Consider the following 25,391-nt stretch of genomic DNA (forward strand, 5'->3'; position numbering starts at 1 on the left):
GACGGCGAGAGCCCCCGGCCGCACGCGGTCGGGGGCTCTCTCGAAGCGGGGTCACGCCGTCGCCGTCAGCGCCTCCACCAGCAGCGGGGTCACCAGTTCGACCTGCCAGCGGCGGGCGCCGTGGCCGGCAAGGGCCGCGGCCACACCCTCGGCGTCGGCCGGGGCCGGCGGCTCCCAGCAGACCCGGCGCACGGTGTCCGGGGTGATCAGGTTCTCCTGCGGAAGGTTCAGCTCCTCCGCGAGCGCCGAGACCGAGGCGCGGGCCGCCGAGAGGCGGGCCGCCGCGACCGGGTCCTTGTCCGCCCAGGCGCGCGGCGGGGGCGGGCCCGCGACCTGCTGGCCCGGCTGCGGCAGCTCGCTCTCCGGCAGGGCCCTGGCCCGGTCCACCGAGGCCTGCCACTGCTCCAGCTGACGGCGGCCCATCCGGTTGCCGAACCCGGGCAGCGCCGTGAGCGCGGCCACGTTCACCGGCACCGCGAGCGCCGCCTCCACGATCGCCGCGTCGCTCAGCACCTTGCCGGGGGAGACGTCCCGCCGCTGGGCGACCTTGTCACGGGCCGTCCAGAGCTCCCGTACGACCGCCATCTGGCGACGCCGGCGCACCTTGTGCATGCCGGAGGTCCGCCGCCACGGGTCCTTGCGCGGCGGGGCGGGCGGGGCCGAGGCGATCGCGTCGAACTCCTGGTGCGCCCACTCCAGCTTCCCCTGCCGGTCCAGCTCCTTCTCCAGCGCGTCGCGCAGGTCGACGAGGAGCTCGACGTCCAGGGCCGCGTACCGGAGCCAGGGATCGGGCAGCGGACGGGTGGACCAGTCCACGGCGGAGTGGCCCTTCTCCAGGGCGTAGCCGAGGACGGACTCGACCATCGCGCCGAGGCCGACGCGCGGGAAGCCCGCGAGCCGTCCGGCCAGCTCGGTGTCGAAGAGCGAGGTCGGGAGCATGCCTATGTCGCGCAGGCACGGAAGGTCCTGGGTCGCGGCGTGCAGGATCCACTCGGTCCCGGCGAGCGCCTCGCCGAGCCCCGAGAGGTCGGGGCAGCCCACGGGGTCGATGAGCGCGGTGCCCGCGCCCTCACGGCGGAGCTGGACGAGGTAGGCGCGCTGCCCGTAGCGGTAGCCGGAGGCGCGCTCGGCGTCGACGGCCACGGGGCCGGACCCGGCGGCGAAGGCGGCGATCACCTCGGCGAGGGCGTCCTCGGTCTCGACGACGGGCGGAACCCCTTCGCGGGGCTCCAGCAACGGGATCGGAAGCCCATTCGCAGGGACATCGTCGTCCGGGGGGCCGCCCCCGGTGGTGCGCAGTGCTGTGTCTGCTGCGGTCTCTTGGGCGTCGGTCACCTGTCAAGGGTATCTGCCCGTGCGAGGCCCTGACCTGCACCTTCGAGAGAAGGGGGTTCTGACCTGCGAAAACTGTTCTCAGTGATGCTCATCGTGTCACCACTCTTGCCGTTCGCGAGTGCCCGGATGTGCCCTCGAAGGCCTCACTCGCACGGGATTCTGTCGATGCCACGTGAGGTGCGGCGGAGTCTGCCGAGCTGAATCAGCACTCTTCGAGCCGGTTCATGGCCGGAATTCATTGATCGAATCGGACTGCAGTCCGAATCTCGAACGTGACTCTTCCGCCAACTGGCGCGAGAGGGAGCAAGGTTGATAGACACTTGCCACTTCCAATCGTGACGTCGACGAGTACGCGAGGGGATATCCGTGGCATCCGGGACACGCTTCACCAGGAAACAGTTGATCATCTACATCGGAGTGCCGATCGCCGCCGCGCTCATCGCTGGTCTGGCTACGCTCATCGCCGGATCGGGCACCAATTGCAGCGGATCGGCTCAATGCGGTGAGGGCAACGTCCGGGGCGACGTCAACAATGGACCGCAGCCCAGTGCGAGCTAAGTCGGCAGGCGCCGTGGTGCTGGGAACGGCGGCCTTCCTGACAACTCTCCTGGGCTGCTCGTCGACCCATTGCAGCGGATCGGCTCAATGCGGGAACGGCAACGGTCAGGGCACTCAAACCACCGCTGGTCCTGCGACCTCCGCCCAGGCTGCTCGTCCTGAGACCTCCGCCCCGGCGGCTGGTCCTGAGACCTCCGCCCCGGTGACGAGCACCGCCCCTCCATCCGCTCCGGCAGCGCCTGAGCCCGGCTACGTCGACGGCTACGAGGACAGAAGGTTCACGCTCACGGCTACCGAGGGTGGCTGCCTGTCTTCCGTGGCCGACCTCGACGAGCCGGCGGTTGAGAGCGGAGAAGTGAGCATGAAGGGCGAGGACATGTCCTACGGATGCGGAGACGGGCTGTCGGCGAAAAAATACTTCGGCGCGGCTTCCGCATCTCTACCTACCCCTGAGAACTGTGCGCGCGACGCGAAGGCGAACAGCGTCGGCGAGATCTCGGATTCCGATATGAATCTTGGTCAAGCCTTCTGTGTCATCACGGACGAAGACGCTGTTGTGTGGATGAAGCTGGTCAAGAAGTCCCCAGGCAGCGTCAACGGGGACAATCTTACATTCCTGGCAACGCTTTGGAAGCCGGCGGGGGTCTAGGACCAGGGACTTCGCGGAGATCGGTGAACGGCAAGCGCCTGTCGACGGAACGTTCCGTCGACAGGCGCGGGCTTCTTGTCGGCCTTCCGTCAGTGGATGATGCCCGTCCGAAGGGCCACCGCGACCATTCCCGCTCGGTCGCCGGTGCCCAGCTTGCGGGCGATACGGGCGAGGTGGCTCTTCACGGTGAGGGCGGAGAGCCCCATGGAGACGCCGATCGCCTTGTTCGACTGGCCCTCCGCGACGAGCCGGAGCACCTCGACCTCACGGCCGGAGAGCTCGCGGTAGCCGCCCGGGTGGCTCGGGGAACCCGGGGGGCGGCGGTGGCCGAGGCGGGCGGCCGCGGAACCGATGGGTGCGGCTCCGGGCCGGGTCGGGTGGCCGATGTTGTTGCGGGTACCGGTGACGACATAGCCCTTCACGCCGCCCGCCAGGGCGTTGCGTACGGCGCCGATGTCATCGGCGGCCGAGAGGGCGAGGCCGTTGGGCCAGCCCGCGGCGCGGGTCTCGGACAGCAGGGTCAGGCCGCTGCCGTCGGGCAGGTGGACGTCGGCCACGCAGATGTCGCGTGGATTGCCGACGCGGGGACGGGCCTCCGCGATGGACGAAGCCTCGATCACGTCTCGTACTCCGAGGGCCCACAGGTGGCGGGTCACGGTGGAGCGGACGCGCGGGTCGGCCACGACGACCATGGCCGTCGGCTTGTTCGGGCGGTAGGCGACCAGGCTTGCGGGCTGCTCGAGGAGAACGGACACCAGGCCTCCTGGGGGGAAGGGTGCGGGACGGAGCCGGCTCGGGGAAGAAGCCGGGGGTGAACCCGTGCTGTGAAGGGGTCACTGACTCCTTCGGCAGTTGGGCCGCCCGCCTTTAGGGAAAGATCACGATTTGGTGAGTAACAATTAGGGCAATTCGGACGAGTGATCGATCATCCTACGAGCGGACCCTCTCCCGTACCCCTCCCGTGCCCGTGCCGTACCTCTTCCGAGAAGGTCCGCCGAAAGCCTCTTAGGCCTGCTGAGGACCCCGCCGCTGGGGCAGCGAGACGACCCCCGCGCCCGTCACCGTCCCCGTCGGCCCCGCCACCGGATCCGCCTGCGCCGGCGGCAGCCCCGCGACCTGGCAGAGCAGATCGCACCAGGCCGCCAGATGCGCCCCCGTGTCCGGCACCCCACCGAGCCCCTCGTGCGGCGTCCAGGACGCCCGGATCTCGATCTGCGTCGCCGGCCTGCGGTCCGCGAGCCCGCCGAAGTAGTGCGAGCCCGCCATCGTGACGGTCCCGCTCGCCTCCCCGTACGCGAGCCCGCGCGCCTCCATCGCCCCGGTCAGCCAGGACCAGCACACCTCCGGCAGCAACGGGTCCGCCGCCATCTCCGGCTCCAGCTCCGCCCGGACGAGCGTCACCAGCCGGAACGTGCCCTTCCATGCCTCGTGCCCGTCCGGATCGTGCAGCAGCACCAGCCGCCCGTCCGCCAGGTCCTCCTCGCCGTCGACGACGGCCGCCTCCACCGCGTACGCGTAAGGGGCCAGGCGCTGCGGCGGCCTGGTCGGGTCGATCTCGATCTCGGACCGCAGTCGCGCCGATCGCAGCGCCTCCACCGCCCGCCGGAAGGCGGGTGGCACCGGGTTCGTCTCCGTACTGTCCGCCGTTTCGTCCGTCCCTCGATCGCCGTCGGAATGATCGGAAAAATGTCCCTGCGCCGCAGCCATGCGGGGAAGAGTAGGCGGAACGGGGCCTCCGCGCAGGGAGGGACACCCGGCCCGGGCCAGCGGCTTCCCGCCACATGCGAAGATTCTGGGCGTGAGTGCCAATGACAGCCCCGTGGGCCAGCAGACGAAGCAGCAGTCGCGGACGTACGACTCCGCGTTCCTCAAGGCATGCCGGCGCGAGCCCGTGCCGCACACCCCCGTCTGGTTCATGCGGCAGGCCGGGCGCTCCCTCCCCGAGTACCTGAAGGTCCGCGAGGGCATCCCGATGCTCGAGTCGTGCATGCGGCCCGAGCTGGTCACCGAGATCACGCTCCAGCCGGTGCGCCGCCACAAGGTCGACGCGGCCATCTACTTCAGCGACATCGTCGTCCCGCTCAAGGCCATCGGCCTCGACCTCGACATCAAGCCCGGCGTCGGCCCGGTCGTCGCCGACCCGATCCGCACCCGCGCCGACCTGGCCCGGCTGCGCGACCTCACCCCCGAGGACGTCCACTACGTCACCGAGGCCATCGGGATGCTCACCGCCGAGCTGGGCGACACCCCGCTCATCGGCTTCGCGGGCGCGCCTTTCACCCTCGCGAGCTACCTCGTCGAAGGCGGCCCGTCGCGCAGCCACGAGCGCACCAAGGCGATGATGTACGGCGACCCGCAGCTCTGGGCCGACCTGCTCGACCGCCTCGCCGAGATCACCTCGGCCTTCCTCAAGGTCCAGATCGAGGCCGGCGCCTCCGCCGTGCAGCTCTTCGACTCCTGGGTGGGCGCCCTCGCCCCCGCCGACTACCGCCGCTCGGTCATGCCGGCCTCCGTGAAGGTCTTCGACGCGGTCGCCGACTACGGCGTCCCGCGCATCCACTTCGGCGTCGGTACGGGCGAGCTGCTCGGCCTCATGGGCGAGGCGGGCGCGGACGTCGTCGGCGTCGACTGGCGCGTCCCGCTCGACGAGGCCGCCCGCCGCGTCGGCCCCGGCAAGGCGCTCCAGGGCAACCTGGACCCCGCCGTGCTCTTCGCCTCCCGAGAGGTCGTGGAGGCGAAGGCGGACGAGGTCCTCGCCGCCGCGAAGGATCTTGAGGGCCACGTCTTCAACCTGGGCCACGGCGTCATGCCGTCGATGGACCCGGACGCCCTGAGCCGCCTCGTCGAGTACGTGCACACGCGGACGGCCGTCTGACCGCTGCCCGCACACTCGCACACACGCACGCACGCGACGGCGACGGCCGCCGGGGTGACCCCGGCGGCCGTCGCCGTTCCGCGTCCGGTCTGCCCGCGTCTCGTCAGCCTGCGGCGCGGACCGCCGCCGTCGCCTTCCGGGCCGCGATCAGCACCGGGTCCCACACCGGCGAGAACGGCGGCGCGTACCCCAGGTCCAGCGCCGTCATCGCCTCCACGCCCATTCCCGCCGTCAGCGCCACCGCCGCGACGTCCACCCGCTTGCCCGCGCCCTCCCGGCCCACGATCTGCACCCCGAGCAGCCGCCCCGTACGCCGCTCCGCCAGCATCTTCACCGTCATCGGCGCCGCCCCCGGGTAGTAGCCCGCCCGGCTCGTCGACTCCACCGTCACCGTCACGTACCGCAGCCCCACCTCCCGGGCGTCCTTCTCCCGCAGGCCCGTCCGCGCGATCTCCAGGTCGCACACCTTCGACACGGCCGTGCCCACCACACCCGGGAAGGTCGCGTAGTCGCCGCCGACGTTCGCCCCGATCACCTGGCCCTGCTTGTTCGCGTGCGTCCCCAGCGGGACGTGCCGCTCCCGGCCCGAGACCAGGTCCAGAACCTCCACACAGTCCCCGCCCGCCCAGATGGACTCGTGACCGCGCACCCGCATCGCGAGATCCGTGAGCAGCCCGCCGTACTCGCCCAGCGGCAGCCCCGCCGCCCGCGCCAGCGAGGTCTCCGGCACCACCCCGGTGCCCAGGACCACCACGTCCGCCGGATACTCGGCATCAGCCGTCGCCACCGCCCGCACCCGGCCGTCCGCACCCGTCAGGACCTTCGTCACCTCCGCCGAGACGACCGTCGTGATCCCCAGTCCGTCCATCGCCCGGTGCACCAGCCGGCCCATGTCCGGATCCAGCGTCGTCATCGGCTGCTCGCCCCGCGTCAGGACCGTCACCTCGTAACCCCGGGCCAGGAGCGCCTCCGCCATCTCCACACCGATGTAGCCGGCGCCGACCACGACCGCCCGCCGCCCCGGCGTCCGCTCCAGCGAGTCCAGCAGCGCCTGACCGTCGTCCAGGGTCTGCACCCCGTGCACCCCCGGCGCGTCGATCCCCGGCAGCGGCGGACGCAGCGGCCGCGCCCCGGTCGCGATCACCAGCTTGTCGAAACCCGTCCACGCCTCCGTACCGGCCTCCAGGTCCCGGGCGAGGACCCGCCGGCCGGGCACGTCGATCGCGGTCACCTCCGTCCGCATCCGCAGATCGATGTCGCGCGCCCGGTGCTCCTCCGGGGACCGGGCGATCAGCTCGTCCCGGGCTGTGACGTCGCCGCCGACCCAGTACGGAATGCCGCAGGCCGAGTACGAGGAAAAGTGACCGCGCTCGAAGGCGACGATCTCCAACTCCCCGGCGGACCTGAGCCTGCGCGCCTGCGACGCGGCGGCCATGCCTGCCGCGTCGCCCCCGATGACCACCAGTCGTTCGCTCATGTGCCCATTTTGAGGGCTCGGTTCGCCTCCGGGGCGCTCCAGCCGGGCTCACAGCCCCGACCGTGCTCGACCCGCTCGTTCCTCACGGGCCTCCGCGCGCTCGGGGCTGTTCCCCCGGCCGCGCCCCTTCGGCTCACTCGCCGGGCTCGGGCTCACAGCCCTGCCCGCCCCTTCGGCTCACTCGCCGGGGCTCCGGGTGTCGGGTACAGAGGGGGTCTTCGGTGTTTTGGGTGTCGTGGGGGCTCCGGCCGCGTTGCGCTCGATGTTCGGCGGTTCCGGGGAGGTCTCCGGTGTTGTCCGGCTTGCTGTGCGGCGCGGGCGGATCAGGCGGTGCCACAGGACGAACACGATCAGTGCCACCACGAGCCACGGGGCCAGCGCCGCGAGGACGATGCCGATCCAGGCGAGCGCGCCCACCAGTGCGTTCCAGCCGCCGCTCAGCGCGTCCCCGAAGCCCGGACGGCCCTCCTCCTCTTCCTGCTCGGGCCTCGGCTTCTCCTTCTCCGTGAGTTCGAGGGTGATCGTCGCCAGCGACGTCCGGTCCTTCAGCGAGGACTGCTGGGCCAGCAGCGACTCCAGGTCCGCCTGCCGGCGGCTCAGCTCGCCCTCCAGGGTCACCACGTCGGCCAGCCGCTCCGCCCGCTGCATCAGCGCCCGCACCCGCGCCACGCTCGCCCGCTGGGTGGCGATCCGGCTCTCCACGTCCACCACCTGCTCGGTGACGTCCTTGGCGTCGGCCTTGCGGGCGAGGAGCTTGCCCGTCCCCGCCAGCTCGGTGAGGACCGCGTCGTACCGCTCCTGCGGCACCCGCAGCACGATGTGCGAGGTGACGTACGCGTCGTCGACCCGCTCCGTCGTCTCGTTCTCGACCCGCCCGCCCGCGCCCGCCGTCACCCGCCGGGCCGTGGCCAGGGCCTTCCCCACGTCCCCGACCTCCACCGTGAGCGAGGCGGTACGGATGACGTGCTGTTGTGCTGCCGCCTTGTCCGGCGCCGTGGGCGCCTTCTCGCTGCCCGCCGAGCCGTCGGCGGCGCCCTCGGGCGCACCGTCCGCGGCCCGGCCGGCGGACCCGTCGGCGGGCTTCGCCGCGCTCAGGTCCCGAGTGTCGGCCGCGCCCGAGTCCGACATCGAGCCGGCTCCGCAGCCGGTCAGGACGAGCGTGGCCGTCAGGAGCGCCGCGGCCGTCGCCGTGGTTCGCGTTCGTGTTCTCCTCATGGGTCCCCCCCAAGGTGGTGGTGAGTCGTGCCCGTTGGACGTGGGAGGTGGCGGTACGGGTTGCCGTCCGGCGGTAGCGATGCGGTCACGGTCCGGCCTCGGAACGGGAGCGCGCGGGCGATTTGAGAGAGTGGTCCCATGAACGCGGACACCACGGGACCCCACGTCGTCGTCGCCGGAGGCGGAATCGCCGGACTCGCGGCCGCCCTCCGGCTGGCCGGCACCGGCCACCGGGTGACCCTCCTCGAAGCGGGCGACCGGCTCGGCGGCAAGCTCCTCGCCGGCGAGATCGCGGGCGCGCCCGTGGACCTCGGCGCCGAGTCGCTGCTCGCCCGCCGCCCCGAGGCGGTCGCCCTCGCCCGGGCCGTCGGCCTCGGCGACCGGCTGCAGCCCCCGGCCACGACCACCGCCTCCGTCTGGTCCCGCGACGCGCTGATCCCCATGCCCAAGGGCCATGTGATGGGCGTACCCGGCGACGGCCGCGCGGTCGAGGGACTCCTCTCCGAGGAGGGCGTCCGCCGGATCGGCATCGACCACGAGCTGCCCCCGACCGAGATCGGCGAGGACATCGCCATCGGCGCGTACGTCGCCGAGCGCATGGGCCACGAGGTCGTCGACCGGCTCGTCGAACCCCTCCTCGGCGGCGTCTACGCCGGTGACGCCTACCGCATCTCGATGAAGGCCGCCGTCCCCGCCCTCTTCGAGTCCGCCCGCCGCCACCCCACGCTCACCGCCGCCGTCCAGGCCGTGCAGCGGGCCGGGGCAGCCGTCCCCGCCGACGCGGCGGGCGCCGCCACCGGTCTCGGCGGCTCCGTCTTCCTCGGCGTCGAGGGCGGTGTCGGCACCCTGCCGGGCGCCGTCGCCGACGCGGTCCGCGCCGCCGGCGGCGAGATCCTCACCCGTACCCCCGTCACCGCCCTCCGCCGCACCGGACCGGCCGGCTGGGAGGTCGTCGCGGGGGACAGGGTCCTCGCCGCCGACGCCGTCGTCCTCGCGACCCCCGCCGGGCCCGCCGCCGCGCTCCTCGCCGACCACGCGCCCGCCGCCTCCGCCGAGCTGGCCGGGATCGCCTACGCCTCCATGGCCCTGATCACCCTCGCCTTCCGCCGCTCCGACATGCCCGCCCTGGCCGGGTCCGGCTTCCTCGTGCCGCCCGTCGACGGCCACACCATCAAGGCCTCCACCTTCTCCAGCCAGAAGTGGCGGTGGGTCGCCGACGGCGCCCCCGACGTCTTCGTGCTGCGCACCTCCGTCGGCCGCCACGGCGAGGAGGAGCAGGTCCACCGCGAGGACAACGACCTCGTCGCCGCCTCCCTCAAGGACCTCGCCGCCGCCACCGGGCTCACCGCCCGCCCCGTCGCCACCACGGTCACCCGCTGGACCGGCGGCCTGCCCCAGTACCCCGTCGGCCATCTCGCCCGCGTCGCCCGGCTCCGCGAGGCCGTCGCCGCCCTTCCCGGGCTGAGGGTCGCGGGCGCCGCGTACGACGGCGTCGGCATCCCCGCGTGCGTCGCCTCGGCCCACCGCGCGGCAGACGAGATCGCCGCCGAAATCGGGGGCGAGCACGGGGCCCGGTTCGGGGACGAGATCATCGCCACGTCGAAAAGGACCGACCCCGGTGCGGGGCACTCCTCGTGACGGGCGAGAATAGGCGTATGAGTGCGCCCGAAAAGATCCCGAACGCCGGTAAGAAGGCGAAGGACCTCAACGAGGTCATCCGCTACACCCTGTGGTCTGTGTTCAAGCTGCGCGATGTTCTGCCCGAAAACCGCGCCGGCTACGCCGACGAGGTCCAGGAGCTGTTCGACCAGCTCGCCGCCAAGGACATCACCGTCCGCGGCACGTACGACCTCTCCGGTCTGCGCGCCGACGCCGACGTCATGATCTGGTGGCACGCCGAGACGAGCGACGAGCTCCAGGAGGCGTACAGCCTCTTCCGCCGCACCAAGCTGGGCCGCGCCCTGGAGCCGGTCTGGTCGAACATGGCGCTGCACCGCCCGGCCGAGTTCAACAAGTCGCACATCCCGGCCTTCCTGGCCGACGAGAACCCGCGCGACTACATCTCGGTCTACCCCTTCGTGCGCTCCTACGACTGGTACCTGCTGCCGGACGAGGACCGTCGCCGCATGCTCGCCGACCACGGCAAGATGGCCCGCGGCTACCCGGACGTCCGCGCCAACACGGTCGCCTCCTTCTCCCTCGGCGACTACGAGTGGCTCCTCGCCTTCGAGGCGGACGAGCTGCACCGCATCGTGGACCTCATGCGTCACCTGCGCGCCTCCGAGGCGCGGATGCACGTCCGCGAAGAGGTCCCGTTCTACACCGGTCGTCGCAAGAGCGTCGCCGACCTGGTGGCGGGCCTGGCCTGACACGGCCGTACGAACCTGGTGGCGGCCCGGCTCCCGGCCGGGCGCGCCACCCCTTGACCCGGAAGATCAGACGGCGGGCGTCTTCGTTGCCCTCCGCTCCAGCGACACCGGGTCCGGCTCCGGGTGCGGCGCGCACGACGCGCGCCGCACCGGCGTCATTTCCGGGCCCGTGACATCACCGGGTACCGCCCCCGTGAGCAGATAGCGCTCCAGGTGGCCGTTCACACAGGTGTTCGGCCCACCCGCCACACCGTGCGTACCCGCGTCCCGCTCGGTCACCAGGGCCGCGCCCGCCAGCCGGCGCTGGAGCTCCAGGGCCCCCGCGTACGGGGTCGCCGCATCCCGTTCCGCCGCCAGGATCAGCACCGGCGGCAGCACCCCCGGGCCCGTCCGGACGTCCAGCGGCCGCTGCCGGGGCGCCTTCCAGTACGCGCAGGGCAGGTTCATCCACGCGTTGTCCCAGGTCTCGAACGGGGCACGCTCCGCGAGCCGGGTGTTGTCCCGGTCCCAGACGGCGAACTCCTCCGGCCACGGCGCGTCGTTGCACTCCACCGCCGTGTACACCGCGCGCCCGTTGCCCGCGTCGGGCCCCGGGTCCTGCGACGGCGCGGCCTGCGCGACCAGCGGTGCCGGATCGCCCTTGAGGTACGCGGAGAGGGCCGCCGCCCGCAGCGGCCAGAGCCGGTCGTCGTAGCCGGTCCCCAGCATCGCCCCGTGCAGCTGGCCGGGACCGACCCGGCCGCCCGCCGGCCGCGCCGCCAGCTCGGCGCGCACCCGCTCGTAGCTCGCGGCCACCTCCCGCGCGGTGCCACCGAGCCCGTACACCGCGTCGTGCTTCGCCACCCACGTACGGAAGTCCGCCCAGCGCCGCTCGAACGCCTCCGACTGGGCGAGGTTGTTGTGGTACCAGATCCGGCCCGGCGTCGGATCGACCGGCGCGTCGAGGACCATCCGCCGCACCCTGTGCGGGAAGAGGGTCGCGTACAGACCGCCGACGTACGTGCCGTACGAGGCGCCCAGGTACGTCAGCCGCGGCTCGCCGAGCGCCGCCCGGAGGATCTCCAGGTCACGGGCGTTGTTGAGCGAGTGGTAGTGGCGCAGGGCCGCGCCCGTCCGGCGCGCGCAGCCCTCGGCGTAGGCCTTCGCCCGCGCGATCCGCTCCCGCTTGTAGACCTCGGAGGGCAGGGTGGGCGCCGGGGTCGGGCCCGTCACCCGGTCCGCCGGGTCCTGGCAGGAGACCGGCGCCGAACGGCCCACCCCGCGCGGGGCGTAGCCCACCAGGTCGTACGCGGCGGAGATCCGCCGCCACTCCGGGAGCTCGGCGGCCAGCGGGAAGTACGTCGAGGAGGCGCCCGGGCCCCCGGGGTTGAAGACGAGCGCGCCCTGCCGCCCGGTGGCGGGCCCCGAGGCCCGGACGCGGCTGACGGTCAGCGGGATCCGGTCCCCGCCCGGGTCCGCGTAGTCGAGCGGCACCCGGACCGTGCCGCACACGACGGACGGCGGCAGCTTCTCGGCCGCCGGGCAGACGCCGAAGTCGATCCCCTCGGCGGCGGCCCGGCGGGCGGCGAGCACGGTGCCGCGCGCCTCGGCCTGCGGAGCGTCGAAGGAGGAGGGGGATGAGGGAGTGGAGGGGGAGGAGGGGGAAAGGGAGGGGGAGAGGGGGACGGTGGTGAACAGGAGGGCGGTGAGGGCTCCGTACAGCGCGGGAGAGGGCATCGGTGCTTCCCTTCGTGGCCGCGTACGCGTGGGGCGCGCGGGGACAAAGGGATCGTTGGCGCGGGGGAGCGGCGAAGTAAAGGATCTACGGCAGGCGTGCGGGAGCGTGTCCCCGGAGCGCCGCGCGGAGCTCGGGCTCCAGGACGGCCGGGCCGCGCGTCGCGAGCGCCGTGAGCGGATCGGCGGGGGAGAGGCCGGAGAGCAGCCGCTGCCCGGCGGGGGAGGCCCAGCGGGTGTACGGGTACACCTCGATCCGGTCGATCAGCAGACAGAGCCCGGACGCGAGCAGCGGCAGCGTGAACGCGGCGACGACCAGGGTCCGTTCGGCGGCGGGCACGAGGAGCGCCGACGCCGTCCCGAGCGCGAGGGCGAGCAGGAAGGCGGCCCGCACCGCCCGCACCCCGGCCGCGACCTCACGGCGGCCCGACTCGGACACGGCGAGCCCCCGGTCGACGAGCCGCTCCGCGAGCGCCCGCACCGCGTCGGCGGCGGCCACCACCGGACGGACGGCGGGGACGGGGCACTGGCCGGCGGGCCCGATGGCGCCGAGCACGGCGCCCTCCAGCTCGTCCCGGCCCCCGCCGGTGGCGTCCACGACGGTCGCCCAGCCGGTGTGGGCGAGCAGCAGCCGCCGCTCCCGGTGCATCGAGACGAGGGTCAGATCGATGACCCGGAGCGGTCCGCCGGCGAGATAGGCGGCTTCGAGGACGGTGAGCTCCGGCTCGCTCCCGGCGGCGGGGCCGTACGGGTCACCGGGCGCGTCACCGGGCAGGCCGGTGGGCGCCGGGTGGGCCGCCGCGAGGGCGGCCCGGCACAGCCGCGCGCAGCCGATTCCGGCCACGACGCACGCCACGAGGAGAAGGGGAACCCAGACCATGCCCTGGTTGTACGGCAGGACGGACGGGCCCGCCACTCGAACGGGTGCTCAGTCGCGGGTGCACCGTCCCGGGTGCTCAGTCGCGGGTGCTCAGTCCCGGGTGCTCAGTCGCGGGTGATCAGCCGCTGGAGCTGGAGCACGAACTCCCGCTGGAACTGGAGCTTGAGCACGAACTGCCGCTGGAGCTGGAGCACGAGCTGCCGCCCCCGCCGCCGCAGCTCGACCCGCCGCCGGAGCAGGAACCCGAGGAGCAGGAACCCGAGGAGCACGAGCCGGAGGAGCACGAGCCGGAGCCGCCGGAGGAACCGCCTCCGCCGCACGAGCTGTTCTCCGCGCACCACATCATGGCCACACCTGCGGCGCCCGAGTCCGTGGCGTAGAAGGGCGAGGGCGCGGGACGCCGCCCCCGGCCCCGGCCCCGCGGCGGCGCGTACACCCGGGCGGCGGCGAGGAGCTGCTCCCGCAGCACCGGGTCCGGCAGGGCCCGCAGCCCGTACAGGGCCACGAGATGGCCGGCGTCCGCGAGGTGACCGTGCGCGCGACCGTACGCGGCGCGGGCGGCCTGCCCGTACGCCGTGACCTGTGACGCGGAGATCGCCCCGCAGGCGATGGCCGTGACCCCGGCGGCGGCGAGGACGGGCAGCACCTTGACGACGAACGGGACCGACACCTCCGATGTGGTCGCGAAGTCGACGATCGTGAGGACGACCGAGAGCGGGAAGAGGAAGAAGGCCGTGAGCCCGAGCGCGAGGCACCACCGGAGGGTGGTGCGCCGCGTCGCCGGGGCCACGATCAGCCCGCGCCCCGCGAGACCGTCGCCGATCTCCTGGACCGCCGGGTGCCGCATGACGGCGAGCCGCAGGTGGTGCAGGGCCCCGTGCGGGGCCGCCGCGTGCTCCTGGAGCACGGCGCGCTCCACCGGGTCGTACGCGGTGGGCCGGACGACGGCCACGATGCCGGGGCCGCCGATCGCCAGCCGGCCGTCGGCCTGGAGGGCGGCGATGGCGGTGTCGGCGACCCTGGCCGGGCCACCGTTGAGGAAGGCGGCCTCGTACCGGTCGTGGAGGGGCCCGCCGGAGCCCCGGCGCGACCGGACCACCCGGGCGATGAGCAGCGCGACGCCGGTGATGCCGGCCAGGTAGAAGAGGACGAGCAGGACGTCCATGGTCACCTCCGTACGAGGGCGTGGCGGGCGGCCCGGGCGAGCCGGGTGGCGCGGCCGGGCGGGCGGCTGCCGGAACGGTCCTGCCACCACTCCGTGAGCCGCCGCCGGGCGGCCGGGTCCTCGGGGCGGTCGGCGAGCAGCAGGTGCTCGGCGAAGTCGAGCGCGTCCCGGCGGTAGCCGCCGGTCATGGGACGGGACCTGGCGTACGACAGGAACGCGGGCCGGAAGCCCTTGCCGAGGATCTCCGGCAGCTCCGGGGCGACCTTCGCGACGACCCCGGCCCGCTTGGAGGCGAGCGCCCGGCTCTGCACCCCGAGACGCCGGCTGTCGAAGCCCTCGGGCGCGGGCGTCCCGGCGACCAGCGCCGACAGCAGCGAGGCCTGCGCGAGCCCGACCCGCTGCCGGGCACGGTCGCCGGACTCGGACTCGGGCTGTGAGCCGGACTCGGGCTTGGGCCGGGCGGAGTCCACCGGCCCGGACCCGGACTCGGACCCGGACCCGGACTCGGACCCGGACCCGGACTCGGACCCGGACCCGGACTCGGACCCGGACCCGGACTCGGACCCGGACCCGGACTCGGACCCGGACCCGGACTCGGTGGAGGCCGCGGGCGCGGGCACGAGAGCCGCGGCCACCGGCGCGGGCACGACGTCTCCGTACTCGGGCACCTCGTCCGGTGCCGTGACGGCGACGCTCGGCATCGGACCGCCCGACACCCGGGCGCCCGCGCCGATGAGCAGCGGCTGAGCCGGCGCGCCGGAACGCGGGACGCCCGACACCGACCTCCGCGTCACGGCCCCGTGGGCCGTCGAGCTCCCGGCCGCCCGGCCCCGTGCCGTCGCGCCGCCCCGGGCCACGGTCTCCCGGATCACGGTCAGCTCCGCCGCCAGCTCCTCCGACGGCGGGAAGTCGTCGTCCCGCTCCAGGAGCACCCCCGGCGGCGAGACCCGGGACGCGAGGTCGGCCAGGACGTCGAGGACCGGGCGCGGCACCGGGTGGGCGTGGGTGTCGTGCCAGACGCCGTCGCGCTCGACGCCGCCCGCCACGTGCACGTACGCGATGGCCTCCACCGGCAGCTCGGACAGGGCCTTCGCCGGGTCCTCGCCACGGTTGACGTGGTTGGTGTGCAGGTTGGCGACGTCGATGAGGAGCCGCACCCCCGTGCGCTCGACGAGTTCCGCGAGGAACCGCCCCTCCGTCAGCTCCTCCCCGGGCCAGGAGATCAGGGCCGCGATGTTCTCCAGGGCGAGCGGCACGGGCAGCGCGTCCTGGGCGATGCGTACGTTCTCGCAGAGCACGTCGAGCGCGTCCCTGGTCCGGGGTACGGGCAGCAGGTGGCCCGCTTCGAGGAGCGGCGACGCGGTGAGCGGGCCCCCGGCCCGTACGAACGCGATGTGCTCCGTGACCAGCGGCGCCCCCAGCGCCACCGCCTTCTCCCCGAGCGCCGCGAGCCGCGCCGGGTCGGGGCGGTCCGCGCCGCCGAGCCCCAGCGAGACCCCGTGCGGGACGACCGTCACGCCGCGCTGCCGCAGCCGGGTCAGCGAGTCGGGCAGGTGATCGGCGCAGATGTTCTCCGCGACCACCTCGACCCAGTCGACGCCGGGCAGCGCCTCCACCGCCTCCGCGATCTCGGGACGCCATCCGATGCCGATGCCGAGTTCCGTCATGTCCCCCTCCTTCGGTCCTCAGTCATCCACGTGATGACCCCGGTGGAGTCGTTCGAATCCCGGGAGGGGGACGTTCAGAGCTTCATTTGAGGTTCCGGATGTGAGGGTCGGACCTCGGACGGACACCGCCCGCCCGCTTCCGGCCTCGGACGAGGGCCCCGCCGAGGTCCAGTCGGTCGAGCAGTCCGGCCCGGGTGAAGGCGGCGACCAGGTCGGCACGGTCCTCGGTGAAGTGCGCCCAGCTGTCGCAGTGGACGGGGACCACCCGACGGGCACCGAGGATCCCGGCGGCCTCGGCGGCCTGCGCGCTGTCGAGGACGCTGACGCTTCCCCTGCCCAGGTCTCCTGCTCAGGCCTCCAGCGCAGGCCCTCTGCCCACGCCTCCAGTTCAGGCCCCCTGCTCAGGCCTCGCAGGCGGTCCGGGGGAACTCGGACACCACCGTGCAGGAGCCCGGGACGATCTCCGTGAACCCGGCGTCCCGGACGACCGGCAGCCCGCTCACCGTGAGGGCGGCCCAGCGCTCGGGCGTCGCGGTCCGCACGGCGAGCGGGAAGCCGGCCTCCTGCCACGCCTTCCGGTCCGCGTCCGACATCGCCCACCACAGCAGCTGCGCGCCGTGCCCGGTCTGCGCCATCGTCTTGCCCGCCGACATGTCGAGACCGGGGTTGAGCCAGAGCACCGCGGCCCCGTCCGGCACGGGTCCGGGTTCGGCCGGGTCGTCGAGGTCGGTGCCCGACACCTGGAGCTTGGCCAGCAACTTGGGCCAGCCGTCGAGCGGCACCGGCGGGAAGACCCGTACCTCCGCCTCCGTGCCGGTCACCGTGATCCCGGGGAGATCGCCGGCCCGCCGCCACTCCGCGCCGCGCGCCCGGCGCACGACCTTGCGGATCCGGGCGTCCTGCCAGTCGGTCATGGCCTGCGCCCACTCGCCCTCGTCGAGGGAGCGGTCGTCGGTGAGGATCTCCAGGACGGCCCGCGCGGAGGTCTCCAGGGCGTCGGTACGGGACGGGGGCGCGTCGCGCTCGATCCGTACGACAAGGGGGAGGACGAACTGGGGCTTCTCATCGCGGAGGTCGGTCTCGTTGCTGCTCACCCGGCAAGTCTGCCACCGCGGGTGCGGGGCGGACGACGGCGGGACGGCGCGCGTGGGCGACGGCCGGACGGCGCGTGGGCGACGGGGGATTCTTGTGGGAATCGGAACCTCCGGGCCAGGATGCCCCTCATGAAGAGTGATCTGTTCGCGGGCGAGCACCTCGCCGAGACGGCCGACTTCCCGGGCATGACCCTGCAGAACGCCAAGTCGGTCAAGTACACCGTCAACGGCGAGATGCACGCCCGCCAGGGCTCGATGATCGCCTTCCGCGGCGATCTCCAGTTCGAGCGCAAGGGCCAGGGCATCGGCGGCCTCCTCAAGCGCGCCGTCACCGGCGAGGGCCTGGCGCTGATGGCCGTGCGCGGCCAGGGCGAGGCCTGGTTCGCGCACGAGGCGCAGAACTGCTTCATCATCGAGATCGAGCAGGGCGACGCGTTCTCGGTCAACGGCCGCAACGTGCTCTGCTTCGACGCCACGCTCCACTACGAGATCAGGACCGTGAAGGGCGCCGGCGTGACCGGCGGCGGCATCTTCAACTCCGTCTTCTCCGGCCACGGGAAGGTCGCGCTGATCTGCGAGGGCAGCCCGATCGTCATCCCGGTCACCCCGCAGGCCCCCGTGTACGTCGACACCGACGCCGTCGTCGGCTGGAGCGAGCAGCTGCGCACCTCGCTGCACCGCTCGCAGTCCCTCGGCTCGATGATCCGCGGCGGCTCGGGCGAGGCGGTGCAGCTCAAGCTGGACGGACAGGGCTTCGTCGTCGTCCGCCCCAGCGAGCTCACCCCGCAGAAGAACTCGTCCAGTTGAGGCTGGAGCGGGTCGGGCGCCGGTACGGCCCGCGGGGGCCTTGGGTCCTGCGCGGGGTCACCCTCGGCCTGCCCGCCTCCACCCTCGTCCGCGTCACCGGCACCAACGGCACCGGCAAGTCGACGCTGCTCCGGCTGGTCGCCAGGATCGACGCCCCCGGCGAGGGCCGGGTCACCGGCCGCCCGCCCCGTACCGCGTACGTCCCCGAACGCTTCCCCGCCGTCCTGCCCTTCACCGCCGCCGACTACCTGGTCCACCTGGGCCGCGTCCAGGGCCTCGGCCGGGCGGCGGCGAAGGCCGGGGCGGTGGAGTGGCTGGAGCGTTTCGGGGCCGCCGAGCACGCCCGTACCGAACTGTCGGAACTCTCCAAGGGCACCAGCCAGAAGGTCGCCGTCGCCCAGGCGCTGGTCGCCTCCCCTGACCTCCTCGTCCTCGACGAGGCCTGGACCGGCCTCGACACCGCCGCCCGCACGGAGCTGGACCGCGCGGTCCGGGAACGGGTCGCGGCGGGCGGGACGGTCGTCTTCGTCGACCACGACCCGCGCCGCCTCGCGGGGGAGGCGGACGCGGTGTACGGGGTGAAGGCGGGCGCGGTGCGGGCCGTGACCGCGGCCGAGGCGGGTGAACGGGAAGCGGCGCCCGGGCCCCGGGTCCGGATCACCGCCTCCGGCGGCAAGCCGCTCCCGGACGGACTGCCGGGCGCCCCCGCCACCGAGCCGCCGGACTACTCCGACAGAGCCCCCGGCGGCCCCGGCACCCCCGACACCCTCGTCCTCACCGTGGACGCGGCCCACTCCGACGCCCTGCTCGGGGCGCTCCTCGCGGCCTCCTGGCACATCCACCGCCTCGGCACGGAGAAAGGCGTACGGGTATGACGGCGCTCCTGCGCTACCAGTCGGGTCTGCTGCTGCGCTCGCAGCGCTGGCTCGCGCCCCTCCTGCTCTACGCGGCCTTCCTCGCCGTCGGCGTCCGCGCGGGCGAGCCCGTGCTCGGCGCGCTCGGCTTCGCGGCGGCGGGCCTGCTGCCGGTGACGGCCTGGTGCGTACGGATCTGCCTCACCCAGGAACCGCCCGCCGCCCGGAACGTGGTCGCCGCGGCCGCCGGCCGGGGCCGTGCCCACCTCGCGGCGCTCCTCACCGGCACCGCCCTGCCGGGGCTCCTCGGCGTGGTCGCCGTCCTCGGGCTGACCGCGATCGGCGACCGGCGCGGTGTCGGCCCGCTCGCCGCGACGGGAGCCGGGCTGCTCGCGACGACGGCCTGTGTCCTGACGGGCGCCGCCGTCGGAGCCCTGGCCTGCCGTCCTTTTCTCAAGGCGCCCGGCTGGTCGGTCGCGGCCCTGGCCCTCGGCTCGCTCCTCGCGCTCGTGACCACGGGCTCCCCGGCGAAGCACGCGCTGACGGCCCTGGTCACGGGCTCCCGCACGGCGACCGCGCAGCTGCCGTGGCTCGCGTGCGCCGGTGCGGTCCTCCTCGCGGCGGCGACGGCGGCCCTCGCCTGCCGGGCGACGGCACAGCTGGAATGAGGGGGCCCGGAGTGCGTACGCTCGAAGACATGAGCGAGTCGACGTCGTACTGCGATGCTCCCGAGCCCGGCCCGAAGCACGAACCGGCCGCCGAGGGACCGTTCGCCGCCTGTGTGCTGTGCCAGGAGCCGACCGAGTACCCGGAGTCGGTCAAGGGGATCACGCTCTGCCCGGTCTGCGAGTGGCAGGAGGCCCAGCGCAATGCCTGCTCGGGCTGAGGCGACCGAGCGCCACCCTCGCCGTCAGCGGCTTCAGAGGCTTCAGCGGCTCAGTGCCGTCAGCGGCTCATGAGCTCCGAGACCTTCACGAAGCGGTAGCCGCGCGCCCGCAGCTCCGGGACGATCCGGCGGATCGCCCGTTCGGTGACGGGGGCGGCGCTGCGCGTGCAGTGCATGACGACGAGCGAACCGGGCTTCACGCCGTCGAGGACCTGCTCGGCGACGGAGTCCGCGTCCTCGGCGAAGGCGTCGCCGCTGACCACGTCCCACTGGACGGCGGTCACCCCGGCGGGGCCGAGCGCGCGCAGAGCGGCGTCGTCGTAGCAGCCGCCGGGGAAGCGGAAGTACGGCACGACGTTGACGGCCCCGGCGTCCCGGAAGGCGTCGAAGGCCCGCTGCACGTCGGCCGTCATGTCGGGCCCGGCGACGGTCGGGAGGCCGTAGCAGGGCGACGCGAAGGCGTAGTGGCTGTAGGAGTGGTTGGCGATCTCGAAGAGCGGATCGCCGCCGATGGACCTGGCCTGGTCCGGGTACTCCTCCGCCCAGCGGCCCGTCATGAAGACGGTGGCGTCCACCTTCAGGCGGCGCAGGGTCGCGATGAGCCGAGGGTTGTCGAAGTGCTCACCGCGCGCGGCCCTGGGCCCCTGGTCGGCGGTCATGTCGGCGTCGAAGGTGAGCGCGACGACCTTCTCGGCGCTGTTCGGGGAGCCCGCCGCCCGGCGCGCGTACACCGGGGTGAGCCCGCCGGGACCCGGGGTCAGGGTGGGCGGCGCGGTGGGTACGGTCCCGGGCCGGGGGGCGGCCTTCGCGGCGGGGGCGGTGGGTGCCGCCTTCGCGGTGGGTGCGGCGTTGCCGTCGGTGCGGGCGAGGGGCGCGGTGCCCTCGCCGCAACCGACGAGGACGGCGCCCAGAAGACCGAGCGCCGCCAAATTTCGTACAGGAATGTTCACAAACGGAAGCTAGCCGATCGAATTGACTATCGCTCGCGACTCGACAGCAGCAGCACCCGAGTCCACGCGCTGAGCTGACGCACCATCGCCTGGGTGTGCGCGGCCCGCTCCCGGCGGAAGGGGAGCACGAGCAGTGCCGGTACGAAGGCGAGGGTCACGAGCAGCAGGGGCAGCGTGGCCACGAGAACGATGAGGGCGCGTTGCGCCCAGCGGAGGGTACGCATGCGGAGAGGGGCTCCTTCGGCCGGGGAACGGGTGAGCCCCCACCGTCGGTCGCTTCGGGTACGTTGCGACAGCCGCAACCGTTGCCGATGCGGCGTCAACACCGCTGGGGGAGAGGCGTCATGACCGAGGTCGCCCGCACGCAGGGCAGTTCGTCGGAGATCGAGCGGGGCGGAGTCCCCGAGGTTGCGGCGCTCGGCAACGTGTTGAAGGGGCTGTTCAACAGACTCGACATCCCACAGGCCCAGTACGCCCACCGCGTCCACCTCGACAAGTCGGCCGTCTCCCGCTACCTCGCGGGCCGCCGCCTCGCGCCCCAGGAGTTCATCGACCGTCTGGTGCGGGAGGTGGAGGAGCACGTCGGGGCCCCGCTCCAGCAGGAGGCGAAGGAGGCGATCCGGAACCAGCGGCTGGAGGCGCTCCGCGTCTGCAATCCGGACGAGTTCCGGCTGGAGACCCTCCGGGGCGAACTGGCCCGCTCCCGACGCGACACGGAACGCGCCCACCGCAACATCGAGGCCCTGCACGCCCTCCTGGAGCGCAAGGAGTCCGAGGTCCGGCACGTCGCCGATGACCTCACCCGGCTCCGCCTCGACTGGGGAGCCGAGCGGACCGCCCTCACCCGCTCGCAGGACGAGCTCCTGGGGGAGATCGCCCGGCTCCGCCAGGACCTCCAGGACGCCGAACTGCTCCGGGCGGATGCCGAGCGCCAGAGCCGGGAGCTGAGGGACCACGTGCTGGGCCTGGAGGAGGAACTGTCGCGGCGGGGGCCGGCGGTGCGGGGCGACGTACCGCTGGAGCTGTTGAAGAGCCGGCTGATGGGGATGTGGGACGAGGACGATCTCCCCGAGGCGTCGCGAGACCTGACCGAGGCCGCGTGGTCGCGTCCCCTTGAGGAGGTGGCGGAACTGCTGCGCTGGTTGCTGGAGCGCGGAGCGGCCCCGGAGACCTTCGCCGCGGACGTGGCCCGGCTGCGGCCGCTGGACGACGTGCTGGCCTTCGCCCCGGAAGTCGTACGACTGGGACGGACCCGGACCCGGGAGTCGTGGACGGCGGCGGTCGCCGCCCGGGTCAACGAGCGCAACGCCGCCGTCGTCTTCCAGGGCCTGCGGGACGCCGGGACCCGCTCCGACTCCGAGGCCGACCGCGTCCTCGCCGAAGCGGTGCGCCGCGTGCGGAGCAACGTGGAGGTGGTCGCCCTCGTGACGGCCGCGCTGGCCGGCACGGCGACCCCGGTCCGTCTGACGCGGCTGGCGGAGAAGCTCGCCCACGGGAGTCGGCTCGACCGGTTCGGCCTGCGGGTCTCGATCGGGCTCGCGGAGGCGGGGAGGTTCGACGTCGCGGCGCTCGTGCTCGCCGCAGGGTGCGGCCACGCGCCCGACCGGCTGGGCGACGACATCGACGACGTGCGGCTCGGCCATGCCGTCAGGGAGCTCGACGACGCCGGGATCGACGCCCTGTTCGATCTGGTGACGTGGCTGGACGACACGAACGTCATGACCACCTTCACCGACCGGCTGGCCCGTGCGCACGAGACGGCGCTCCTCGACCGGCTGTTCACCACGATGGTGGACCACGACCGACTGGAGCTCCTCGACCTCGAGTCGTCCGAGCCGCTGACGAACGCCGTCAGGAACTGGCGCCGCTCACGTCAGCAGTAGCCGCCGCCGGCACTCGGCCACGTCGAAGTCGCCCGCCGGGTACTTCGGGTCCAGCGCCTCCAGGTGTTCGAGCAGCAGCTTGCTGATCGCCCAGTTCCGGTACCACTTGCGGTCCGCCGGGACCAGGTACCAAGGGGCCTCGTCCGTCGTGCACTGTTCGAGGGCGATCTCGTACGCCTCCTGGTACGCCGGCCACACGGACCGCTCCTCGATGTCGCCCGTGTTGAACTTCCAGTGCTTCTCGGGATTGTCCAGGCGCTCCAGGAGCCGGTTGCGCTGCTCCTCGTACGAGAGGTGCAGGAAGACCTTGACGACCGTCACCCCGTCTTCGGCGAGGGAGTTCTCGAAGCGGTTGATCTGGTCGTAGCGGCGGTCGAGCCGCGCGCGCGGAACCAGGTCGCGGACGCGTGCGATGAGGACGTCCTCGTAGTGCGAGCGGTCGAAGATGCCGATCTCGCCCGGCTGGGGGAGCGCCTGCATGATCCGCCAGAGGAACGGGTGGTTCTGCTCCTCCGGGGTCGGGGCCTTGAAGGCGCGGATGCGGCAGCCGGACGGGTTGAAGAGGCCGATGACGTGCTTGACCGTGCCGCCCTTGCCGCTGGTGTCCATGCCCTGGAGGACCAGGAGCACCCGTCGCCGGTCGCCGGCCGTGCTCGACGCGTACAGGCGATCCTGGAGGTCCGCGAGGCGCGGCGCGAGGGCGGCGGTGGCGGCCAGGCCGGCCGCCTTGCCGGTGGGGCCGGCCGGCGTCCCCGCGGCGTCGTACGCGGTGAGGTCGAGCCGCTCGCCCTCGGGAACGCGCAACACGTCACGCAGGGGTACGTCACGCGGGAGTGCTTCCCGCTGCCTCGGGTGCCTCTTCCTGCCGTCCTTCTTCGCCACCTCGGGACCCTTCCGCCGCGCCGCTCGTCCTCGCCTTCCCCTGATCCTGCGACGGAACCAGACCGCCCGCGAGCGCTGGGGAGCGGCTCGGCAGGTGGTGGAAGAGGAGGCTGAGCAGGAAGGCGGCGGTCGCGCTACGCGCTCGTTACGCGCGTAGCGCGACCGCCTGGTGCGGATCGGATCAGCTCAGCACCACGGGCCCGTCACCGCGAACGTCGTCCCCGGCGTGTAGCAGTTCACGTACATCGTGGAGCCGTCCGGGGAGAAGGTGACGCCCGCGAACTCGCCCCATTCCGGGGCCTCGGGGGTCCCGATGTTCTGCGCTCCCCGGGCGACCGGGTACACCTCGCCCTTCCTGCTCACCCCGTAGACGTGCTGCGCCCCTTCGCCGTCCTCGCTGACCATCAGGCCGCCGCTCGGCGTCAGACAGATGTTGTCCGGCGACTCGCCCGGGAGCTGGATGTCGGTGCTCGGGCCGAAGACGACGACGAGCGTGAGCCGGCGCCGGTGCGGCTCGTACTTCCAGACCTGCCCGAAGTGGGTGGCGCCGGAGCCGTCCGTGAGGCGGGCGAAGGAGGACACGAAGTACACGGCCCGCCCGCCCCAGTAGCAGCCCTCCAGCTTCTGGGCGTGCGTGATGCCCTTCGGGCCGAAGTCCTGGAGCCTGATGGGGGTCTCGGTCGCCTGCGGATCCGGTACGGGCACCCATTCGACGCCCTCGAAGCGCGCGCCGGTCTCCTGGACCACGGAGAGGTCGGGTACGCCGGGCACCCGCATGGCCTCCAGGGCGCCGCCCGCGCGCAGCGAACCGGTGCCGCCGAGCGGCTTGTGCGGGAGGAAGCGGTAGAAGAGGCCGAAGGGCTGCTGGAAGGCGTCCTCCGTCTCGTACACGATGCCGCTCGACGGGTCGACGGCGATCGCCTCGTGCTGGAAGCGGCCCATCGCGGTGAGGGGGACGGCTCCGGTGCGGTGCGGGTCGGCTCCGTCGACCTCGAAGATGAAGCCGTGGTCCTTGGTGTAGCCGTTCGTCCCCGCCCTGTCCTCGGTCTCCTCGCAGGTCAGCCAGGTGTTCCAGGGGGTGTGCCCGCCGGCGCAGTTGACGGCGGTTCCGGCGATGGCGACGCGCTCGCCGAGGACGTTGTTCCGGCCGTCGAGTTCGAGGGCCGTGCACCCGCCCTTCGCGGCCGGGTCGTACGTCAGGCCGGGGACGGTCGGGACGCCGATGCGTCCGGTGACCCGGTTCTCGTGGTTGCGGACGAGGTGCACGCGCCCCCGGCGGCCGGGGAAGGCGCCCATGCCGTCGTGGTTGCTGGGGACGGGGCCCTCGCCGGAGCGGAGCGGCTCGCCCTGCCGGGAGAGGACCTTGTAGCGGAAGCCGGCCGGGAGGTCGAGGAGCCCGGCGGGGTCGGGGAGGAGCGGGCCGTAGCCGCCCCGCGTACCGAGCTTCCCGAGGTCTCCGGCGGCGGCCGCGCTGCCTGCGAAGAGCTCGGAGAAGGCGCCGGTGAAGGCGATGCCGGCGACGGACGCGCCGGTGCTGGACAGGATCTGACGTCGTGTTGCGGACATGAGGCAACCCACTTTTCCTGTTGGCGGACAGGCGTGATGTGACGTGTGACCCGCATGTGTGTATCACGCACTGTGCTGACACGTGAACCATGCGGGCCACAACTGCCTCATGTGGCGCTTGTTCTGACCTGGGGTCAGATGAGCTTGGCGGTGAGCGTGATGGTCGTGCCCGTGAGCGCCTGGCTGACCGGGCAGTTCTTCTTCGCGTCCTCCGCGAGCTCCTGGAACCGGTCCGGGGTCAGGCCCGGCACGTCGCCGTCCACGGTGAGGTGGACGCCGGTGATGCCCTCGCCCGGCTGGAAGGTGACGTCGGCCTTGGTCTCCAGGCGGGTCGGCGTGTTGCCGGCCTTGGCCAGGATGTTGGAGAAGGCCATCGAGAAGCAGGAGGAGTGCGCGGCGGCGATGAGCTCCTCGGGGCTCGTCTTCCCGTTCGGCTCCTCGGTGCGGGCCGGCCAGGAGACGTCGTACGAGCCGAGGCCGGACGAGTCGAGGGTGACGACGCCGGAGCCCTTGAGGAGGTCGCCCTGCCAGACGGTGTGGGCGTGACGCACGGTGGCCATGGTGGA

24 protein-coding genes and 1 pseudogene are annotated in these 25,391 nt (G+C 73.3%); 9 read left to right on the forward strand and 16 right to left on the reverse strand.

Annotated features, from left to right (window positions below; translation table 11 throughout):
• Positions 1-51: 51 nt before the first annotated feature.
• The gene (locus OG361_RS30480; RefSeq protein ID WP_405858590.1) at positions 52-1,335 is read right to left on the reverse strand and encodes an HRDC domain-containing protein; all 1,284 of its coding nucleotides are present in this window, start codon (positions 1,333-1,335) and stop codon (positions 52-54) included.
• Positions 1,336-2,095: 760 nt separating this feature from the next.
• On the opposite strand from OG361_RS30480, the gene OG361_RS30485 reads away from it, so the two are divergent.
• A complete protein-coding gene (locus OG361_RS30485) occupies positions 2,096-2,542 on the forward strand; it encodes a hypothetical protein (RefSeq protein ID WP_405858592.1) in 447 nt (148 codons plus the stop codon).
• Between the two features lie 89 nt (positions 2,543-2,631).
• On the opposite strand, the gene OG361_RS30490 is transcribed toward OG361_RS30485, so the two are convergent.
• Together OG361_RS30490 and OG361_RS30495 are read right to left on the reverse strand one after the other, a co-directional pair.
• Entirely contained in the window at positions 2,632-3,297 is a 666-nt protein-coding gene (locus tag OG361_RS30490; protein WP_384577710.1) for a LuxR C-terminal-related transcriptional regulator, read from the reverse strand.
• A 250-nt stretch (positions 3,298-3,547) separates the two neighbouring features.
• Positions 3,548-4,249 carry a DUF3000 domain-containing protein gene (locus tag OG361_RS30495; protein WP_405858594.1) on the reverse strand — a complete coding sequence of 234 codons (702 nt, stop codon included), beginning with the start codon at positions 4,247-4,249 and terminating at the stop codon, positions 3,548-3,550.
• Between the two features lie 91 nt (positions 4,250-4,340).
• On the opposite strand from OG361_RS30495, the gene hemE reads away from it, so the two are divergent.
• Entirely contained in the window at positions 4,341-5,417 is a 1,077-nt protein-coding gene (hemE, locus tag OG361_RS30500) for a uroporphyrinogen decarboxylase (protein WP_405858596.1), read from the forward strand.
• Positions 5,418-5,520: 103 nt separating this feature from the next.
• Here hemE and OG361_RS30505 read toward each other — a convergent pair whose 3' ends face one another.
• Positions 5,521-6,894 carry an FAD-dependent oxidoreductase gene (locus OG361_RS30505; protein WP_405858598.1) on the reverse strand — a complete coding sequence of 458 codons (1,374 nt, stop codon included), beginning with the start codon at positions 6,892-6,894 and terminating at the stop codon, positions 5,521-5,523.
• 177 nt (positions 6,895-7,071) lie between these two features.
• Entirely contained in the window at positions 7,072-8,109 is a 1,038-nt protein-coding gene (locus OG361_RS30510) for a DUF4349 domain-containing protein (protein ID WP_405858599.1), read from the reverse strand.
• Positions 8,110-8,247: 138 nt separating this feature from the next.
• Here OG361_RS30510 and hemG point away from each other — a divergent pair, with 138 nt between their 5' ends.
• Both hemG and hemQ read left to right on the forward strand, forming a co-directional pair.
• Positions 8,248-9,747, forward strand: coding sequence for a protoporphyrinogen oxidase (hemG, locus tag OG361_RS30515; protein WP_405858601.1), 1,500 nt, complete (start codon positions 8,248-8,250; stop codon positions 9,745-9,747).
• Between the two features lie 17 nt (positions 9,748-9,764).
• Positions 9,765-10,478, forward strand: a complete 714-nt coding sequence (gene hemQ / locus OG361_RS30520; protein ID WP_384570586.1) for a hydrogen peroxide-dependent heme synthase — start codon at positions 9,765-9,767, stop codon at positions 10,476-10,478.
• A gap of 66 nt (positions 10,479-10,544) precedes the next feature.
• Here the strand turns inward: hemQ and OG361_RS30525 are convergent, their stop codons facing one another.
• The 6 genes and pseudogenes from OG361_RS30525 to OG361_RS30550 all read right to left on the reverse strand — a co-directional run bounded on the left by OG361_RS30525 (position 10,545) and on the right by OG361_RS30550 (position 16,997).
• Positions 10,545-12,194 (reverse strand): alpha/beta hydrolase, encoded by a 1,650-nt coding sequence (locus OG361_RS30525; protein WP_405858604.1) that lies wholly within the window; start codon positions 12,192-12,194, stop codon positions 10,545-10,547.
• An 85-nt stretch (positions 12,195-12,279) separates the two neighbouring features.
• The gene (locus OG361_RS30530; protein ID WP_405858606.1) at positions 12,280-13,071 is read right to left on the reverse strand and encodes a TIGR04222 domain-containing membrane protein; all 792 of its coding nucleotides are present in this window, start codon (positions 13,069-13,071) and stop codon (positions 12,280-12,282) included.
• 118 nt (positions 13,072-13,189) lie between these two features.
• Positions 13,190-14,236: a TIGR04222 domain-containing membrane protein gene (locus OG361_RS30535; protein WP_405858608.1), complete on the reverse strand. Its 1,047-nt coding sequence runs from the start codon at positions 14,234-14,236 to the stop codon at positions 13,190-13,192.
• A gap of 2 nt (positions 14,237-14,238) precedes the next feature.
• Positions 14,239-15,903: a DUF692 domain-containing protein gene (locus OG361_RS30540; RefSeq protein WP_405858610.1), complete on the reverse strand. Its 1,665-nt coding sequence runs from the start codon at positions 15,901-15,903 to the stop codon at positions 14,239-14,241.
• 160 nt (positions 15,904-16,063) lie between these two features.
• Positions 16,064-16,234, reverse strand: a pseudogene (locus OG361_RS30545) (MBL fold metallo-hydrolase); the annotation flags it as partial.
• Between the two features lie 70 nt (positions 16,235-16,304).
• Entirely contained in the window at positions 16,305-16,997 is a 693-nt protein-coding gene (locus OG361_RS30550; protein WP_405858612.1) for a peptidyl-tRNA hydrolase, read from the reverse strand.
• Positions 16,998-17,126: 129 nt separating this feature from the next.
• Here OG361_RS30550 and OG361_RS30555 point away from each other — a divergent pair, with 129 nt between their 5' ends.
• The 4 genes from OG361_RS30555 to OG361_RS30570 are packed head-to-tail and all read left to right on the forward strand — an operon-like array spanning position 17,127 to position 19,544.
• Positions 17,127-17,804 carry an AIM24 family protein gene (locus OG361_RS30555; protein WP_405858614.1) on the forward strand — a complete coding sequence of 226 codons (678 nt, stop codon included), beginning with the start codon at positions 17,127-17,129 and terminating at the stop codon, positions 17,802-17,804.
• Complete coding sequence (locus OG361_RS30560; protein ID WP_405858616.1) at positions 17,801-18,679, forward strand: ATP-binding cassette domain-containing protein; 879 nt, start codon at positions 17,801-17,803, stop codon at positions 18,677-18,679. The genes OG361_RS30555 and OG361_RS30560 overlap by 4 nt, the downstream gene beginning before the upstream one ends.
• Positions 18,676-19,326 carry an ABC transporter gene (locus tag OG361_RS30565; protein ID WP_405858617.1) on the forward strand — a complete coding sequence of 217 codons (651 nt, stop codon included), beginning with the start codon at positions 18,676-18,678 and terminating at the stop codon, positions 19,324-19,326. Before OG361_RS30560 ends, OG361_RS30565 begins: the two co-directional genes overlap by 4 nt.
• A gap of 29 nt (positions 19,327-19,355) precedes the next feature.
• A complete protein-coding gene (locus tag OG361_RS30570) occupies positions 19,356-19,544 on the forward strand; it encodes a hypothetical protein (protein WP_384570565.1) in 189 nt (62 codons plus the stop codon).
• Between the two features lie 59 nt (positions 19,545-19,603).
• On the opposite strand, the gene OG361_RS30575 is transcribed toward OG361_RS30570, so the two are convergent.
• Both OG361_RS30575 and OG361_RS30580 read right to left on the reverse strand, forming a co-directional pair.
• The gene (locus OG361_RS30575; protein ID WP_405858620.1) at positions 19,604-20,473 is read right to left on the reverse strand and encodes a polysaccharide deacetylase family protein; all 870 of its coding nucleotides are present in this window, start codon (positions 20,471-20,473) and stop codon (positions 19,604-19,606) included.
• Between the two features lie 47 nt (positions 20,474-20,520).
• Positions 20,521-20,718 carry a hypothetical protein gene (locus OG361_RS30580; RefSeq protein ID WP_405858622.1) on the reverse strand — a complete coding sequence of 66 codons (198 nt, stop codon included), beginning with the start codon at positions 20,716-20,718 and terminating at the stop codon, positions 20,521-20,523.
• A 120-nt stretch (positions 20,719-20,838) separates the two neighbouring features.
• Between OG361_RS30580 and OG361_RS30585 the strand changes: the two genes are divergently transcribed.
• A complete protein-coding gene (locus tag OG361_RS30585) occupies positions 20,839-22,377 on the forward strand; it encodes a hypothetical protein (RefSeq protein ID WP_405858624.1) in 1,539 nt (512 codons plus the stop codon).
• On the opposite strand, the gene OG361_RS30590 is transcribed toward OG361_RS30585, so the two are convergent.
• From OG361_RS30590 to OG361_RS30600, 3 genes are all read right to left on the reverse strand, one after another.
• Positions 22,363-23,259, reverse strand: a complete 897-nt coding sequence (locus tag OG361_RS30590) for a PPK2 family polyphosphate kinase (protein ID WP_405858626.1) — start codon at positions 23,257-23,259, stop codon at positions 22,363-22,365. The two genes, OG361_RS30585 and OG361_RS30590, sit on opposite strands and share 15 nt — an antisense overlap.
• 186 nt (positions 23,260-23,445) lie before the next feature.
• Entirely contained in the window at positions 23,446-24,825 is a 1,380-nt protein-coding gene (locus OG361_RS30595; RefSeq protein ID WP_405858628.1) for an alkaline phosphatase PhoX, read from the reverse strand.
• A gap of 134 nt (positions 24,826-24,959) precedes the next feature.
• Complete coding sequence (locus OG361_RS30600) at positions 24,960-25,385, reverse strand: OsmC family protein (RefSeq protein WP_405858630.1); 426 nt, start codon at positions 25,383-25,385, stop codon at positions 24,960-24,962.
• Positions 25,386-25,391 lie beyond the last annotated feature (6 nt).

This window comes from Streptomyces sp. NBC_00090, from assembly GCF_045160815.1.
Classification (GTDB): domain Bacteria; phylum Actinomycetota; class Actinomycetes; order Streptomycetales; family Streptomycetaceae; genus Streptomyces.

What these genes read in the sequence shown, in the direction of transcription:
- OG361_RS30600 (WP_405858630.1), bottom strand. Translation starts at nt 25,385, where the DNA reads ATGGCCACCGTGCGTCACGCCCACACCGTCTGGCAGGGCGACCTCCTC.
- OG361_RS30585 (WP_405858624.1), top strand. Translation starts at nt 20,839, where the DNA reads ATGACCGAGGTCGCCCGCACGCAGGGCAGTTCGTCGGAGATCGAGCGG.
- OG361_RS30595 (WP_405858628.1), bottom strand. Translation starts at nt 24,825, where the DNA reads ATGTCCGCAACACGACGTCAGATCCTGTCCAGCACCGGCGCGTCCGTC.
- OG361_RS30495 (WP_405858594.1), bottom strand. Translation starts at nt 4,249, where the DNA reads ATGGCTGCGGCGCAGGGACATTTTTCCGATCATTCCGACGGCGATCGA.
- OG361_RS30540 (WP_405858610.1), bottom strand. Translation starts at nt 15,903, where the DNA reads ATGACGGAACTCGGCATCGGCATCGGATGGCGTCCCGAGATCGCGGAG.
- OG361_RS30570 (WP_384570565.1), top strand. Translation starts at nt 19,356, where the DNA reads ATGAGCGAGTCGACGTCGTACTGCGATGCTCCCGAGCCCGGCCCGAAG.
- OG361_RS30555 (WP_405858614.1), top strand. Translation starts at nt 17,127, where the DNA reads ATGAAGAGTGATCTGTTCGCGGGCGAGCACCTCGCCGAGACGGCCGAC.
- OG361_RS30565 (WP_405858617.1), top strand. Translation starts at nt 18,676, where the DNA reads ATGACGGCGCTCCTGCGCTACCAGTCGGGTCTGCTGCTGCGCTCGCAG.
- OG361_RS30580 (WP_405858622.1), bottom strand. Translation starts at nt 20,718, where the DNA reads ATGCGTACCCTCCGCTGGGCGCAACGCGCCCTCATCGTTCTCGTGGCC.
- OG361_RS30505 (WP_405858598.1), bottom strand. Translation starts at nt 6,894, where the DNA reads ATGAGCGAACGACTGGTGGTCATCGGGGGCGACGCGGCAGGCATGGCC.
- hemG (WP_405858601.1), top strand. Translation starts at nt 8,248, where the DNA reads ATGAACGCGGACACCACGGGACCCCACGTCGTCGTCGCCGGAGGCGGA.
- OG361_RS30510 (WP_405858599.1), bottom strand. Translation starts at nt 8,109, where the DNA reads ATGAGGAGAACACGAACGCGAACCACGGCGACGGCCGCGGCGCTCCTG.
- OG361_RS30530 (WP_405858606.1), bottom strand. Translation starts at nt 13,071, where the DNA reads ATGGTCTGGGTTCCCCTTCTCCTCGTGGCGTGCGTCGTGGCCGGAATC.
- OG361_RS30535 (WP_405858608.1), bottom strand. Translation starts at nt 14,236, where the DNA reads ATGGACGTCCTGCTCGTCCTCTTCTACCTGGCCGGCATCACCGGCGTC.
- OG361_RS30525 (WP_405858604.1), bottom strand. Translation starts at nt 12,194, where the DNA reads ATGCCCTCTCCCGCGCTGTACGGAGCCCTCACCGCCCTCCTGTTCACC.
- hemQ (WP_384570586.1), top strand. Translation starts at nt 9,765, where the DNA reads ATGAGTGCGCCCGAAAAGATCCCGAACGCCGGTAAGAAGGCGAAGGAC.